This window comes from Vibrio jasicida 090810c (assembly GCF_002887615.1).
In the GTDB taxonomy this organism is placed as follows: domain Bacteria; phylum Pseudomonadota; class Gammaproteobacteria; order Enterobacterales; family Vibrionaceae; genus Vibrio; species Vibrio jasicida.
The window spans coordinates 3,546,521-3,562,099 of record NZ_CP025792.1; the positions used below are offsets into that span (position 1 = coordinate 3,546,521).

Here is a 15,579-nt window from a genome sequence, read left to right on the forward strand (position 1 = left end):
TGTGGGGTGAGCGTATTGCTCACCCCGTTGGGTTCATAAATAGTAGCGGGTTTGGATTACCACCATGTTTCGACGTTAAAGCCGAAGGTGATTTCGTCAACGTTTTGTCCACCAGTGCTGCGAGCATGGCCGTAGACTTCGCCGCCACGGTTCCACTCATCGGTTTTCTCTGAGTAGGTCGCGAACAAGCGCAGTGATGGACGAGCCCAAACGCCTTTGCCTGCTTGGAACATTTGCGCCACCGTTACTTTGTACATATCGTTGGTGCCAGCGCCGTTTTGTGCTTCTACTGATTCGTAGCCAACTTCAAGTGCGGTTGCCATGTATTCTGTCCAGCTGTATTGAGGACGAGCGCCCACGCTGAACCATTTCTCACCTTCGTTGTTATCCAGGTTTTTGTCTTGGTAAGCGATGGAGTACATCACTTGGAAATCTTCATTTACGTTAAGATCGCCAGAGTTGAAAATACGCCAGCTGTAACCATCGTGCTCAACGCCTGTGTTGTATTTACGATTTGAGCCGCCTTCAGCACTCATCAAACCGCCCGCAAGCGCATCCGTACCGTATTGGAAAGCGAATGTGTTTGAACCATAGTTCCAAGCTTGACGGTAAAGTGCAGAAAGCATGGTGCCAGAAGTGGTGATGTCACTTTCGTCATAGCTAGAGTTTTGTGTGAACACGTAGTTCAAACCGACCGTAAGATCTGCACTGTCGCTCAGTTCAATGCCGCTCAAACGTGCGTCGATGTTGTGTAAGCTGCGGCCATCTGCGCTAGAGTTTGGCGCCATCCATGCGATGTGACCTTTAGCAAAACCAAGATCCCAGTTTTCAATACCGATACCTGTGCTCGATGTGTCCCAGTATTTAATGTCGATCATGTGCACTTCATGACGGCGGTAAAAACGTTCGCCCGCCCAAACAGTCGCATCCGCTTGGCCTTCAAACAGACCATGACCTGCCGACCACATTTGGATCAAGCTAACGTCGCCCCAGCTTTCGCCGCTACCAAGGTAAAGTGTGGTATCAAAGTACGCGTCGCCTTGTTGCCAAACGTCGGCTTTGAGGCCCGCTTCCCACCAGTTCAGTTCGTTACCCAAACGGTAGTTACCGTAACCTTGACCAGCACGAATCACATCGTTGCGTTCGCCTTTGCCACCATTGTGTTCATCGTTATCGGTGTAAATGTTGCCCCACTTGGCGTAGCCAAAGTAAGTGATGTTCTCCACTGCAGCCATACCAGCAAGCGGTGCTAGGGCGAGGGTTAACCCAAGCGCTCTTACAAGCGTCTTTTGTTTCATGAAGTGTCTCCATTCTATTTTTATGGATTTATTTTTTATTGGTTTGAGTCCTAACTCGCTGCGCAGTGTAAATAAACTCTGGAAACGTTTTCATGATGGGGTTGGCATTTTTGTCGTAATGAGGGCTTTATTACTATTTTGTGTGATTGCGATCTCTTAAATTGAGGTTTTAAGTGCGATTTTAGATTGATTTATGACCGTGTGAATTGGAATCGTTTACTTGGGCTGGATGGTGTTTGAGTTGGAAGATGGAAGTTTATTTTATTTAAGATGCTGATTTAAATTGGTTTTTATCTAAGGAGAGGGAGCTGTTAGGAAGAAGAGGAAAGAGAGCCCAATTGAAATCAACTGGGCATGTGAGACAAGGAAGCATATACAACAAGTGGTTCGCGGGCGCACTGCACACGAGCATTTGCGGTATCGTCAAACTGGGATTTTGAGTTAGGACCCAAGAGAGACACTTCATAAAGAATCTCGAAGCCTCAAGAATACGGTTGTCGGTTAACCACTTCAAGAGGTGATGAGTTCAACTGAGCGGTCTGTAACCTTATTTATGATTTTGTCGTTGTAAGGTAATGAATTAAATAACGAAAAATTCTTTATAAATCAGTTTGGTATTCGAATTTACGTGCAGTGCTTTAAAGAACTCAGTAACCAAAGAATCTGAGTTTTTTGGAGCTGATCGCTGCGTAATATAAGAAGGAATAAGGTGTAGCGGGCGATGGCACAAGTTTGAAAAATTAACTGTAAACGTTTCCATGATTTTGGTGTGGCTCACAGATTCTTTTGTTTTTTTCATTATGATGCAGCGTAATTTCCAGTTTCAAGGTAAGACAAGATGACGGACAAAACACTGATTGAGCTAACCGGTCAGCAAACTCAATTGATTGTAGAGTTGGGCGAATATGCAGAGATTCTGCATTGGGGACAAAAAGTAAGTGGTGACCTTAGTGGTTTCCGCATGGCTTTACATCGTCCCGTGCCATACGGTCGTTTGGACAGCGACGTATCCATGACTCTACATCCAGAGCTTGGTCGTGGCGTTTTCAGCAGCCCTGGTGTGGAAGGGCATCGCGATGGTCAAGATTGGGCTCCAGTGTTTGTCATCTCCCATATTGAACAACAGCAAGACAGTATTGTGATTGAGAGCGAAGATGCGATCGCAGGTCTTCGTTTACAAACCGAGCTTAAGCTTGATAGCAACGATGTGGTGAAAACGCGTCATAGGCTCACCAACAAAAAAGCGGGTATTTATCATGTGAACCGTCTTGCCAATACGTTGCCTTTGCCAGCTCGTGCGAATGAATTGATGACTTATTACGGCCGTTGGGTTCATGAGTTCCAAACGGTGCGCCAGCCATTGCTGCAAGGCGGCTACCAACAAGAAAACCGTCGTGGACGTACTTCTCATGAGCACTATCCTGCGCTTGTTGCTGGTACGACTCACTTTGATGAAATGAATGGCGATGTGTGGGGCTTCCATTTCGCATGGAGTGGCAACCACAGATTACGTGTAGATGTGAAAGCTGATGGCCGTCGTTACATGCAGGCTGAAGTTATTTACCTGCCTGGTGAAGTTGCGCTAAAAGAAGGTGAGAGCATTACGACGCCTTGGCTTTACGCGAGCCACAGTAATTGTGGTTTGAATGGTATGAGCCATCACTTCCACTCTCATGTACGCGAAATGATTTTGCCGAGTGATTTCACGGACAAACCTCGCCCGATCCACCTCAATACGTGGGAAGGCATTTACTTTGACCACGATCCTGAATACATCATGTCGATGGCAACTCAGTCCGCAGAGATGGGTGTAGAACGCTTTATCATTGATGATGGCTGGTTCAAAGGACGCAACGGTGATAAAGCAGGGTTAGGGGATTGGTTTCTGTGTGAAGCTAAGTACCCAAATGGCCTACACCCGATTGTGGAAAACGTAAATAAATTGGGCATGGAATTTGGCTTGTGGTTTGAGCCAGAGATGATCAACAAAGATTCCGAATTGTTCCGTACTCATCCTGATTGGTTACTGGCTGTAAACGGTTACGATCAGCCAACCGGTCGCAACCAATACGTGATTAACCTGCAAAACGATGATGCGTTTAACTTCTTGTTTGAGCGATTGGATCACTTCCTCTCGACTTACAACATTGCTTACATCAAGTGGGATATGAACCGCGAAGTCGTTCAGCCTGCGCATTTAGGTCAGGCTGCGGCGCACAATCAAACCCAACGTTACTATCAGTTAGTCGATAAAGTTCGTGAAAAGCACCCGAAAGTCGAGATTGAATCTTGTGCAGCTGGTGGTGGTCGTATTGATTTTGAGGTTCTGAAACGCACGCATCGTTTCTGGACTTCAGACAATAACGACGCACTTGAGCGTCAAACCATTCAACGCGGTATGAGCTACTTCTTCCCGCCAGAAGTGATGGGCAGCCATATTGGTGCTAGCCACTGTCATAGTACGCGCCGCCGCCATAGTATTGAGTTCCGCGGGCTTACAGCGCTGTTCGGTCATATGGGGATTGAGCTTGACCCAGTGAAAGAAGAACAAGCGGAAAAAGAAGGCTTTGAGCGCTACATCAAGCTGCACAAGATGCTGCGCCCATTGCTACACAGCGGAAGAACTTGGCGAATCCCAACGGACGATAAAGCACATCAAATTCATGCGGTTGTCTCAAACGATCAATCGGAAGCCGTGGTGATGATTGCTCAGCTCGCGATGCCAACGAACTCTTTAAGTGGGCATTTGCGTGTACCGGGCTTGGATCCACAAGCGACATATCGCGTGACAGTGTTGGACAAGCCGTCTAACTACGATGACATAGTGAATTATCAACCGCCTTGGACTGAATCGGGTTGTGAGCTATCTGGCGCATGGTGTGAAGAGGTTGGCTTAACCATGCCAATCCTTGACGCGGAAAGTGCCATGTTGGTGAAGTTCGAACGTATTCACCAAGCCATATCTATTTAGAACCTTGCCTATTTAGAGTCATAGCTATTTAGACAATTTCATCTTAGACAATTTCATCGTTTCTCATTGGTTTTCTATCGCCGTACAGACATCAAGTTTGTACGGCTTTTTGCGTTGGTTTTAATTGACCGTTTTGAAATCGTTCTCATGCTCAATGAACGTAAAGTGTTGATAAAATGACGTAAATAACACGATCTCCTCGCATTAATAGGTCTAAATATTGTTCGATGTCTCATTTTGAAAACTTGCCTGTAAACGTTTCCATAAAGCAGTTTTTGATCACAGTAAGGCATTCAGTGTGTGAGTAGCATTAGCATCGAAATATAAATAAAAGACGTCGACGTTATGAATTCTAGTTAGGGGAATGAATAGCAGTACGACACTAAGGAACTATTATGTCTGATAAAATTACGCTACAAACCAAGCTGTCCTACGGCCTTGGCGCACTCGGTAAAGACTTTGCCTGTGCACCTATCTACATCTTCTTAATGTTCTACTTCACTGACGTAGCCGGCTTGTCTGCTGCTTTCGTTGGTACTATCTTCTTAGCCGCTCGTGTTATCGATGCCATCACTGACCCAATGATGGGAGTGATTGTTGACAACACGCGCTCAAAATTCGGTAAATTCCGTCCTTGGATTGTGATTGGTACGCTTTTAAACGCAGTAGTGCTGGTCGGCCTTTTCAGTACTCACATGTTTGAAGGCACTACGCTTTACATCTACGCAGCGGCGGCATACATCCTTTGGGGCCTAACGTACACCATTATGGATATCCCATACTGGTCAATGATTCCAGCGCTATCAAGCTCTCGCCAAGAACGTGAAAAGCTTGTGGTATGGCCACGTTTGTTCGCGAGCCTTGCATGGTTCATTACTGGTACTTACGGTCTGCACATTGTGGGTGAGTTAGGTAACGGCAACCAAGGCGACGGTTTCTTCAATGTTGCGATGCTGATTGCGGTTCTGTTTGTGATGAGCGCATTCTTGATTGCTCGTAACGTAAAAGAGAAAGCGGCACCAGCTAACGCAAAACCAGCAGAGAAATTCAGCTTCAAAGACGTTTTGACTATCATCGGTAAAAACGACCAGCTTAAAGCGCTAATCGGCACGGTTCTGTCTTTCCAAATTGCGAACCTATTGGTTGGTGGCTTTGCGATTTACTACTTCTCTTACGCACTGGGTAACGCAGAGCTATTCCCAGTTTACATGGCGGTCGCAGGTGCGGCAGAAGTCGCGGGTGTGTTCTTATTCCCACGTCTTGCAGCATTCCTTCCACGCAAGCTTCTATGGCCTATCGCGTGTGGCTTCCCAATTCTGTCTTGTGTACTTCTACTGTTGATGGGCTTTATCGCTCCAGCTAACGCGCTAATGATTGGTATGGCGGGTGCAGCAATTAAGTTTGGCGTGGGTATTGCGAACGCGCTGCAAACTGTAATGCTGGCTGACGTTGTGGACTACGGTGAGCACAAAACAGGTCGTCGTAGCGAGAGCGTTATCTTCTCAGTACAAACCATGCTTGTGAAGTTCGCAGGCGCAGCAGGTGGCTTCATTGTGGGTGTTGGTCTGTCTGTTGTGGGTTACGTACCAAACGTAGAGCAATCAGCAAGCACCATTATGGGCTTAGAATTTATGATGATTGGTCTACCTGCCATCATGATGACCATCAGTGGCGTGATTTACCAACGTTACTACCATCTACACGAAGGCTTCAACAAAGAAGAAGCTGAGCAACAAACTCAAGTTGAAAGCGTTCCAGCACAAGCATAATCGTTACGTTTTCACTTAAGTACCCCAACTCAATTTAGTCACTAAGATAAAGCGCCTCCCGATGGAGGCGTTTTTGTTTGCTTCGATAAAATTTCGTGATTGGCTTAAATTCAATTTTTAGACAATAATTTCAGTTGGTTAAAGGATTAAGGCGCTTGGATTACTCCAAGCTGAAACGATGAAGAAACGTAAACGGATTTCGTTAAGGACAGTGCTAGGGTTGATGTTTGTCTTCTGTACCCTAGTGACAGCAGGTGTGGCGATTACTTTGCAATACCATTTTGCAAGGAAAACTGAGCTGCAACACACCCTCACCCGATATCAAACCATCGCGACAGGTGTATCTAGTCATTTATCTAATCTACAAAATTTAGCTGAGAACGTGGCACGAAGCGGCGCGCAGTTAGTGTCGCTCATCGGGGTAGATACGCCCGAAGAGAGCATCATTATCCCTTTGTCTAAATTGTTGGTAAGAGAGCCCGGCATTCATAGTATTTTTGTTGCCAAAGCGAACAACGACTTCTTCCAGTTGATCAACCTTTCCTCAGAGGAAATTCGCTCACGTGTAGATGCTCAACCAGGGGACAAGTGGTTGTTGATCGCGCATAGCGGAGTGAAGCGAGATCGTCGTAAGGTAAGTATTTACTATGATGAAAACTTTGTATCACGCCATGCTTTAGATGAGTTTAGTAACTTCATCCCGACTCAACGCAGCTGGTTTGAAAATGCTGACCATGATGACATTTACAATACTTCTCCATATTTGTTCAACACTCTAAAAGTATCTGGGGAAACCTTTTCCATTAAGGTGCCAGAATCCGATACTGTGGTGGGTGTGGACATTCTTCTCTCCTCGTTAGAGGCGCAACTCACTAACCGTTTTGTCGAAAACAAGAAAGCGCCAGAAGCGGAGGCGTTTATTTATCGGGCCAATGGCCGATTGATTGCAACTAACAAGATGGTCGACATCGAAGATCGCTTACCTTTGGTCTCTCCGGTGAACTTAACTGATGAGCAACGAGCACTGGTCGCCCAAACGCCAGAATTGAAAGTGTCGAACCAAAATAATTGGGCTCCGCTTGATTACACCGTTGGCGGTCGCCCAAATGGCTTCTCGATTGATTTGTTCAAGATGATTTCTGAAATGACCGGCTTAAAGTTTAAGTTTGTGAACGGTCGACGTTGGAATGAGCTCGTCAACGATTTTAAAAATGGCAATATCGACATTCTTCAATCGATTGCCGACCAAGATGACCTTTCGAGCATTGGCGTAGTGGGTGAACCTCTTTATCACGCAAAGTTTGCGTTACTCACCACAGAAGAGAACAAGCACATCAATACCTTAGAGCAAGTGAAGAACGAAAGAATTGGCTTGCTAAAAGGATGGAGCATTCAAGATGACTTGTTAGAAGCTTACCCACAAATGACCATCGTCAATTACGCTTCTTTGCACGATGCGATCGACGGGGTATTGAATGGTGACATCGTCGCTGTGCTCGACATCCGTCAAATATTGGCCAACAAAATACGCGAAACATTTCGTCAGAACTTAGCCATCACTTTGGTTAAGGATTCAAACCTCTCCAACGCGTTTTACTACTTGGCGAATGAGGAACAAAGACCTTTAGTTGAGATCATTAACCGTGCTATTGACGCGATTACGCCAGAGCAAAGAAAAGAGCTGCGTGAAAAATGGTTTGAGGGTAAGGCAGCAGTGTCGACCTATACCTTTACGCCATACGAAGAGCTGGTCAAATTTGCCAAAGATCCTAAGTTCATCAATTCCGTTCAACTAGTGACGCTCAATGGGAAAGACAAGTATGTTTTTGTCTCCAAACTCACTCATAAGGAAGAGCGTTACTTTGCTGTCGTGATTCCACAGTCTTACGTCATGTCAGGCGTAAATGAAGTGACGCTATATGCTGTGGGCGCATCGTTGTTTGTTCTTGCATTACTCATTCCCGTCGCGTGGGAAATGGCAAAACCGATCTCAGACCCCATCAATGCATTGAGAAAGCAAGTCAGGTTTGTACGTGATCGCGAATACGACAAAGTGCAGCGTGTGCATTCTCGCATTGAGGAAATTCATCAACTTAGTCTTTCGCTGATGCGAGGCAGCAACTCGCTTAAGCAGTTTGAACAAAGGCAAAATGAGTTTTTTGATTCCGTGATTCAACTTATCGCACGCGCCATCGATGAAAAGTCACATTATACGGCAGGTCACTGTAACCGTGTGCCGGAGATTGCGTTGATGCTTGCGGAAGAGGCAGAGAAATCTGACCAAGGTGCGTTTGGAGCTTTTGAGTTTGCCAATGACGAGGAGCGCCGTGAATTCCGTATTGCCGCTTGGCTTCATGATTGCGGTAAGATCGCCACGCCGGAATACGTGGTCGATAAAGGCAGTAAACTAGAAACTAACTACAATCGAATTCACGAAGTTCGCATGCGCTTTGAGGTGCTGTGGCGAGATGCGCAGATTCAATATCTACTCAAAAAACTAAAAATTATGGGTGTCGATGAACAACCTGAGCAAGCACTTGAAAAAGAATTTTCTGCGCTGAAAGAAGAGTTCGAATTTGTCGCCAGTGCGAACGTGGGGGCGGAGTTTATGTCGGATCAAGGCATCGAACGTTTACACAAGTTGGCTGAGAAAGAGTGGACGCGTTACTTCGATTGCGGGCTTGGCTTATCGCCATTAGAAGAAACACGCTATGAACCACAACCAACGCCAGCAACGGAGAAGCTGCTTTCTGACCGTCCTGAGCATGTGATTGAGCGTGAGCAGCCGTTTGATCTTGACCCTGAGTTTGGCATTAATATGACGGTGCCAGAGAAGCTTTACAACCATGGTGAACTTTATAACTTGGCGGTGCAGCGCGGTACGTTATCAGCAGAAGAGCGCTTTAAGATTAATGAGCACATGATCAGCGGCATTAAGATGCTAGAGAGCATCCCATTCCCGCCAGAGTTAGAACGTGTACCTCGTTATGCTACGACTCACCACGAGGCGATGGAAGGGTTTGGTTATCCGCGTGGATTGATGGGCGAAGACCTGTCGATTCCGGAGCGTATTCTTGCGGTTGCTGACATCTTTGAAGCGTTAACCGCGGCCGATCGACCTTACAAGAAAGCCAAATCCTTGAGTGAGGCAATCAGCATTATGTCGAAAATGGCACTCGGTGGTCACATTGATAAAGACGTATTTAAGCTGCTGTTAACCAGTGGCACTTACCTAAGTTACGCCAAGCGCTATTTACCGGATGAGCTTATCGATGATGTCGATATAGAGAGCTATTTAGAAAAGTTATCTTAGCCTTCATTCAGCTTGAAAAATGTGCGTAAGAGCTTCGGTTCTTACGCACTTTTTTATGCGCCAAACTTAAACATCAAAGTCTTGTGAAAATTTGGTTTTGACGAAATCGATGAAGGTGCGCAGGCGCTTAGGTTGGTAGCGATCACGGTGGTAAATCGCTGATAGTGGCACCGACGGAATTTCCCATTCTGGCATTACTTTAACCAGTTTGCCTTGTTCGACCTCGTCATCACAATAACTGAGAGGGACACGGATGATGCCGTTATCGAATAGCGCGCCCATTACCAGTGCACGTCCGTTTTTACAGCGTAGATTACCTTTCACGATGACATCGCTGTGCTCTTGTGGGTTAGCAACGTTACGGTAACTCCAGCGAGTGACTGAGCCTGTCAGAGTACGATGCTTCGCCAGTTCTTTTGGCGTGACAGGTTCGCCGTACGTTTTGAGATAGTTCGGACTTGCAAGCGTAACCATATCGATCATCATCAATTTGCGTGCGACGAATCCTGCGTCTTCCAACTCGCCCATGCGAATTGCGACATCGAATTGGTCTTCAATCAAATCAATACGTGGTGAAGAGAAATCCAAATCTACGGTGATGTTCGGATATTCCAACATGAACTCATTGACGTATTTAGCAATGATGTCTTCACCGATGTAGCCACCCACGCAGTTTACGCGAATCAAGCCGCGCACTTCTTGAGTATCGTCAACAGCAGCGATTAACGCTTGGTCGATGTCGTGCAGCGCTTTTTCGCACTCTTGATAGAAATGCTCGCCAGCGTGAGTGAGGCGTAATGTTCTCGTGGTGCGAGTCAGTAAGGTCACACCCATTTGTGCTTCAAGTCCACTGATTTGGCGAGACACATGAGACCGAGAGACGGAAAGCGCTTCTGCCGCTTTGGTGAAGTTACCCAGTTGAGCGATCAAAACGAAGGAGCGAATATCAGCAAGATTAACTTTATTGAGCATGTTGAATTATTTACAGAAACGGTAGTCATAAGACTATCACAGTTAGTTACGAAAACGCGCTGTTCAAAAAATCATACTACTTGAGGTTTATATTAACTTGCGTATGATTTCCCGCGTTTCCACATTTATCGAAGTTAGAATGCACTCATCCACTCTACAATCTGCCGCGTCCCGACAACAGGGAAAATGGTTCCTAGCACTAATCGGCTGGGTGATTGTTGTGTGCTTGATGAAAAATTCTGGCTTGATGTTCAGTTGTGCTATGCAATATGACTCTAGCTCTACCTCTGTGCTCATTGGCGATGAAGTTAAAATCGTAAAAGCAGAAAAAGGGCATGACACGAGTAAATGTGAATTGTCTGAAAAGCTGATTCAATTTGCTCAGCAACAACTGGAAACCTTGGTCGTTGTATTATTTGTTGGCATTTTCGCGCTTGTCGTGTGGCGCTGTTGTGCGTTCGCCAGCAAAAGACAATGGACCGAACCGATAGTCCAAAAGTATCGAGTCCATCTCACCCTGTGTGTATTCCGCGAATGACAAGTGATTTCTGACGAGTTTCGTATCGTCAGTTTTTCTCTACACTTGTTTTTAACTAGGAATAACTATGAACCACATGAAAAAAACGACTCAAGCCGCGTTGATGCTTATCATGACGCTGGCACTGAGCTTATTCTCGCTAATTACCCAAGCACAAACGACAGACACGGGATGGTTGACCAACCCTCAGCATCCACCTGTGCAAACACGCTTTGTCCTTACTGGCCAACACGATCCTAAAGCAAAAACGCTGACGGGATATCTCGATGTCAAATTGAGCGGCGACTGGAAAACCTACTGGCGTTCGCCGGGCGAGGGCGGTGTTGCGCCATCCATTGATTGGGAAAAATCACAAAACCTAACTAAGGTGGATTGGCAGTGGCCATATCCGCAGAAATATGAACTGCTTGGTATTGAAACGCTGGGTTACAAAGGCGACACGCTTTTCCCGATGACCTTGCACGTTGAAGATATGACTAAACCTGTGACGATTGATGCGACATTGACGCTTTCTTCGTGCACAACGATTTGTGTCCTGACGGATTACCATATTCAATTGTCCTTCATGCCTTCTGACTTACAAGTCGATGAAGGTGTGATGTTCAGCTATGCGCAAGCGGTGAGCAGTGTGCCTCAAGCTTCGCCGTTTATTGATGTGACAGAAGCAAACTGGGATGCCAACCAATCTAAACTACAAATCAAACTGACCAATTCACAAGGTTGGCAAAAACCAGAGGTGCTGGTTGATGGTGTCGATGAAAACACCAGCGATTACAGTTTCAAACTGCTTGGGCTGCACCAAGAAGGCAATACCCTGACAGCAAACTACAAAGTAAACACGTGGCTGGGTGATGTGGAACTGGATAACCAATCGGTTTTCGTTTCAATTAAAGATAGCAACTTGCTAGCAGAAGAAGTGGCACCTGTTAAAACAGGATTGATCACAGAGACGTTGCCAAGTACATCACTGGTGAGCATCTTCCTATTTGCGTTGCTCGGTGGCTTGATTCTCAACATCATGCCTTGTGTGTTACCGGTTCTGGGCATGAAGCTAAGTAGTATTGTTGCCGCGCAGGGGGTAGAACGCCGCCAAATTCGCACGCAATTCATCGCGTCTTCATTAGGTATTTTGACTTCGTTCTGGATCTTAGCTGGCTTTATCTTGGTGCTTAAGCTTACAGGCAGCGCTATCGGCTGGGGCGTTCAATTCCAAAGCCCTTGGTTCCTTGGTGTGATGGTTTTAGTTACTGCGCTGTTCGGTGCCAATATGTTGGGCTTGTTTGAGATTCGTCTTTCTTCAGGTACCAATACTTGGTTGGCGTCAAAAGGCGATAACTCGTTAGTGGGGCATTACGTTCAAGGCATGTTTGCGACACTACTAGCTACGCCTTGCTCTGCACCTTTCCTTGGCACAGCGGTAGCTTTCGCATTAGGTGCTGATGTCATCACGTTATTCGCAGTCTTTACCGCACTTGCGATTGGTATGGCGCTGCCATGGATTTTAGTGGCGATCTTCCCAGGTATTGCCTTAAAACTGCCAAAACCGGGTCAGTGGATGAATGTCGTAAAAATCGTCTTTGGCATCATGATGCTGGCAACTAGCGTTTGGTTGTTGTCATTGATGGCAAACCACTTACCAATCTTCTGGGTTATCTTGATTGGCTTGGTAGCGTTTATCGCGATCATGGCACGTGTGAAGCATATTTATGGCAACAAAGCGTTAGCTATCTCAGGCAGCGCCTCTTTGGTTCTGATCGCTGGTGGTTTGGTGTTAGGCAGTGTGACTGCAAATCATTGGGCTACGCCATTGCCAGAAGATTTGGCTTGGGAAAAACTCTCTAACGAAGCCATCACTGAGCACGTGAAAAATGGTCGTGTGGTATTTGTCGATGTGACGGCAGATTGGTGTGTGACCTGTAAAGCGAACAAGATTGGTGTGATCTGGCAAGATCCGGTTTATTCACTGTTGCAAAGTCCGAATGTGGCGACACTGAAAGGTGATTGGACACATCCGAACGGCTCAGTGACCGACTTCCTACGTGCACACGGTCGCTTTGGTGTGCCATTTAACATCGTATATGGACCAGCAGCGCCAGAGGGTATTCCTTTGCCTGTGATTCTGACTGACGATGTTGTGGTGAAAGCAATCGAACAAGCAAGTGGAGGCACGATTAAGTGAACACAGTAAAAAAGCGCAAATCGCTGAAGTACTGGCTTAGTCAAGCGTTGCAAATGGTGCTTATGGTGACCGTGATTTCGGTCGCCATGGATTGGTATCGCACCAAAGACATTCCTAAAGAGCAAGCGCCGCCGCTAAGCGTAGTCATGGCTGATGGTGAATATATGGACGTGATCGCCAAAAGTCATGAAGAGCCCGTTGTGGTCTACTTTTGGGCAACCTGGTGTCCGGCATGTAAGTTTGTTAGCCCAAGCGTGAGTTGGCTGAGTGATTACTATGAAGTCGTCACTGTGTCAGGTGCGTCAGGTCCGCAAGAACGGGTAGACCAATTCATGCAGGCGAAAGGTTACCAGTTCAACAACATCAACGATCCGAAAAGCAGCATTATGCAAGAATGGAGCATCAGTGTGACGCCCACTATCTATGTATTAAAAGATGGAGAGGTGAGCTCAATCACCACAGGAGTCACAACGCCAATGGGCATTCTGGCAAGGATCTGGATGGCATAAACTAATGTGTAGCACGTCGACCTTTTTCACGCTTTTACAATGACATAAGTGTGTAGGTGAGTATGGCGTGCTACATTGGCAGCGTTCAACGATCAAGGAGGAATCATGGACGTTGCCACAATGTATGATGAAGTATCTGAGCGGTATCAGAAATTAATCGAAGACAGCCAATATGTCGGTCCGCGTTGGATAGATGGGAAGCTAAAAACGCTTAATCTCCAACAAGTTTCTGCTCTTGATTTGGCTTGTGCCACAGGCAGCATCGGGGAAGTCATCAAAACTCATTACCCAGAAGTTACTCTGCATGGCTTGGATATCTCATCCAAAATGGTCGATAAAGCACGCGAAACAAACCTCTATCAAAGCGTCAGTGTTCATAACCTCGACCAACCTTTCTCTCCAATTTTCAATCAAACCTTCGACATCATAACCGCGCTTGGTTTCACGGAGTTTCTTGCCAAACCCCAGCCGTTACTTCAATGCATTGCTAACAAGCTCAATGCTGACGGGCGCTGTTTTATCAGTTTCCAATGTCACGACCCAGATGGAAAAGACCTGCCAAGAAATACCTACAGTGGCGCGGTTGTACATACCGCTTACACCGAGAGCGAAGTCCGTGAATTCAGCCAAAACGCAGGGCTTGAAGTCGTATCACTAGAAAACCTCGTTGGTTACACATCAGGTGCTGGCTATGTATGTCGTTACCTGCTCTTGGAGCTAAAAAAGCAAAGTTAATTAACTGTCATGGAGAGCAACATGCAAGGGTATCGCATCAGTACCGCCTTTGAAGATATGGATCTTGATTGTATCCATCAATTCATCTCGCAAAGCTATTGGGCGAAAGGTGTGCCGAGAGAAACGTTAGATAAAGCCATACGAAACTCTCTTTGTTTCGGCGTGTTTACTGATTCGAATCAACAAGTCGCGTTTGCTCGCCTTATTACTGACAAAGCCACCTTTGCTTATCTCGCCGATGTTTTCGTGCTCCCTGATTACCGCGGCAGTGGTATTAGTAAGTGGTTGGTTTCTGAAATTGTGTCCTACCCAGATCTTCAAGGTCTACGCAGAATGATTCTTGCGACGCGCGATGCACACGGCCTTTATGAACAGTGCGGCTTTAAGCCTATTGAGCCTGTCGAGAACTTTATGCAGATATGGCAACCTGATGTTTATCAAGACAAGATAGGTTGATTCAACAGATAAGTTGCTAATTATCTTCTATATTGAATTCATGGATTTACAGATAAAAAGGACGATGATGCTTAACCGTAAAGAAGTATGCGTACTTGCTGCTTTTACATCGATATTTGTAACAGAGGTCTATGCAGAGGAGAGACGTTTCTCTGCTCATGAAGACAACTATTTATTGCCTTTCTATAAGGAATCAAAGGTAAATCAAGAGCGCTTCGCTCCGCTTAATCCTAACGGTCATGATGCGAAAGATGTCATGGTTCAGTTCCAAATCAGCATGAAATATAAGTTACTGGTTTTTGGTGATGATGGGCTTTTTGTCTCTTATACCCAGCGCTCTAACTGGGAGGCATACGATGATTCTGCTTACTTTAGGGATGACCAATATAATCCTGCCGTCTTCTATCGTTGGAACTTAAACCCTTGGCGCATTTCGCTTGGTTTTGAGCATCAATCCAATGGTGCGGGTGGCAATGATGAAGTCAGTTGGAATCGCGTATACCTAGATAACAAGTGGCACTTTGACTCTGGCTTTGTCCGTTTTAAGACGTGGCTTGATGTTGGTAGTCACCATTACAACCCGGATATCGTTGACTTTCTTGGGTATGGCGAGCTAGAAGCAGCTTGGATTTCTGAAAATGATCACAAACTAAAGTTCACGGTATCCAACGTGTTTACAAAAGATTGGGAAAAGGGTTTCTATCGCGCATCTTGGAACTTCCCCGTTTATCAAGGGCTAAGAGGTTACATGAAAGCAGAAACAGGTTACGGCCTAACAATCTCTAATTACAACTTCGACGAAAGTGCGTATGGAGCCGGATTTGCGTTCGACTTTTAGT

At 46.0% G+C, this 15,579-nt stretch carries 11 protein-coding genes; 9 read left to right on the forward strand and 2 right to left on the reverse strand.

The window, feature by feature from the left end:
• Positions 1-56: 56 nt before the first annotated feature.
• Complete coding sequence (locus C1S73_RS16925; RefSeq protein WP_038870568.1) at positions 57-1,298, reverse strand: carbohydrate porin; 1,242 nt, start codon at positions 1,296-1,298, stop codon at positions 57-59.
• A gap of 838 nt (positions 1,299-2,136) precedes the next feature.
• Between C1S73_RS16925 and C1S73_RS16935 the strand changes: the two genes are divergently transcribed.
• From C1S73_RS16935 to C1S73_RS16945, 3 genes are all read left to right on the forward strand, one after another.
• Entirely contained in the window at positions 2,137-4,269 is a 2,133-nt protein-coding gene (locus C1S73_RS16935) for an alpha-galactosidase (protein WP_038870572.1), read from the forward strand.
• A gap of 395 nt (positions 4,270-4,664) precedes the next feature.
• Positions 4,665-6,038 carry a melibiose:sodium transporter MelB gene (gene melB / locus C1S73_RS16940; RefSeq protein ID WP_038870574.1) on the forward strand — a complete coding sequence of 458 codons (1,374 nt, stop codon included), beginning with the start codon at positions 4,665-4,667 and terminating at the stop codon, positions 6,036-6,038.
• A 178-nt stretch (positions 6,039-6,216) separates the two neighbouring features.
• Positions 6,217-9,351, forward strand: a complete 3,135-nt coding sequence (locus C1S73_RS16945) for an HD domain-containing phosphohydrolase (RefSeq protein ID WP_038870576.1) — start codon at positions 6,217-6,219, stop codon at positions 9,349-9,351.
• A gap of 66 nt (positions 9,352-9,417) precedes the next feature.
• Here the strand turns inward: C1S73_RS16945 and C1S73_RS16950 are convergent, their stop codons facing one another.
• Complete coding sequence (locus C1S73_RS16950; protein ID WP_038870579.1) at positions 9,418-10,323, reverse strand: LysR family transcriptional regulator; 906 nt, start codon at positions 10,321-10,323, stop codon at positions 9,418-9,420.
• A 139-nt stretch (positions 10,324-10,462) separates the two neighbouring features.
• Here C1S73_RS16950 and C1S73_RS16955 point away from each other — a divergent pair, with 139 nt between their 5' ends.
• From C1S73_RS16955 to C1S73_RS16980, 6 genes are all read left to right on the forward strand, one after another.
• The gene (locus tag C1S73_RS16955; RefSeq protein WP_038870581.1) at positions 10,463-10,861 is read left to right on the forward strand and encodes a hypothetical protein; all 399 of its coding nucleotides are present in this window, start codon (positions 10,463-10,465) and stop codon (positions 10,859-10,861) included.
• A gap of 67 nt (positions 10,862-10,928) precedes the next feature.
• Positions 10,929-13,040, forward strand: coding sequence for a protein-disulfide reductase DsbD family protein (locus tag C1S73_RS16960; protein WP_038870582.1), 2,112 nt, complete (start codon positions 10,929-10,931; stop codon positions 13,038-13,040).
• Positions 13,037-13,549, forward strand: a complete 513-nt coding sequence (locus C1S73_RS16965) for a protein disulfide oxidoreductase (RefSeq protein ID WP_038870584.1) — start codon at positions 13,037-13,039, stop codon at positions 13,547-13,549. Before C1S73_RS16960 ends, C1S73_RS16965 begins: the two co-directional genes overlap by 4 nt.
• 105 nt (positions 13,550-13,654) lie before the next feature.
• Positions 13,655-14,284 carry a class I SAM-dependent DNA methyltransferase gene (locus C1S73_RS16970; protein ID WP_038870586.1) on the forward strand — a complete coding sequence of 210 codons (630 nt, stop codon included), beginning with the start codon at positions 13,655-13,657 and terminating at the stop codon, positions 14,282-14,284.
• A gap of 21 nt (positions 14,285-14,305) precedes the next feature.
• Positions 14,306-14,740 carry a GNAT family N-acetyltransferase gene (locus tag C1S73_RS16975; RefSeq protein ID WP_038870588.1) on the forward strand — a complete coding sequence of 145 codons (435 nt, stop codon included), beginning with the start codon at positions 14,306-14,308 and terminating at the stop codon, positions 14,738-14,740.
• A gap of 67 nt (positions 14,741-14,807) precedes the next feature.
• Positions 14,808-15,578 carry a phospholipase A gene (locus C1S73_RS16980; protein ID WP_038870590.1) on the forward strand — a complete coding sequence of 257 codons (771 nt, stop codon included), beginning with the start codon at positions 14,808-14,810 and terminating at the stop codon, positions 15,576-15,578.
• Position 15,579 lies beyond the last annotated feature (1 nt).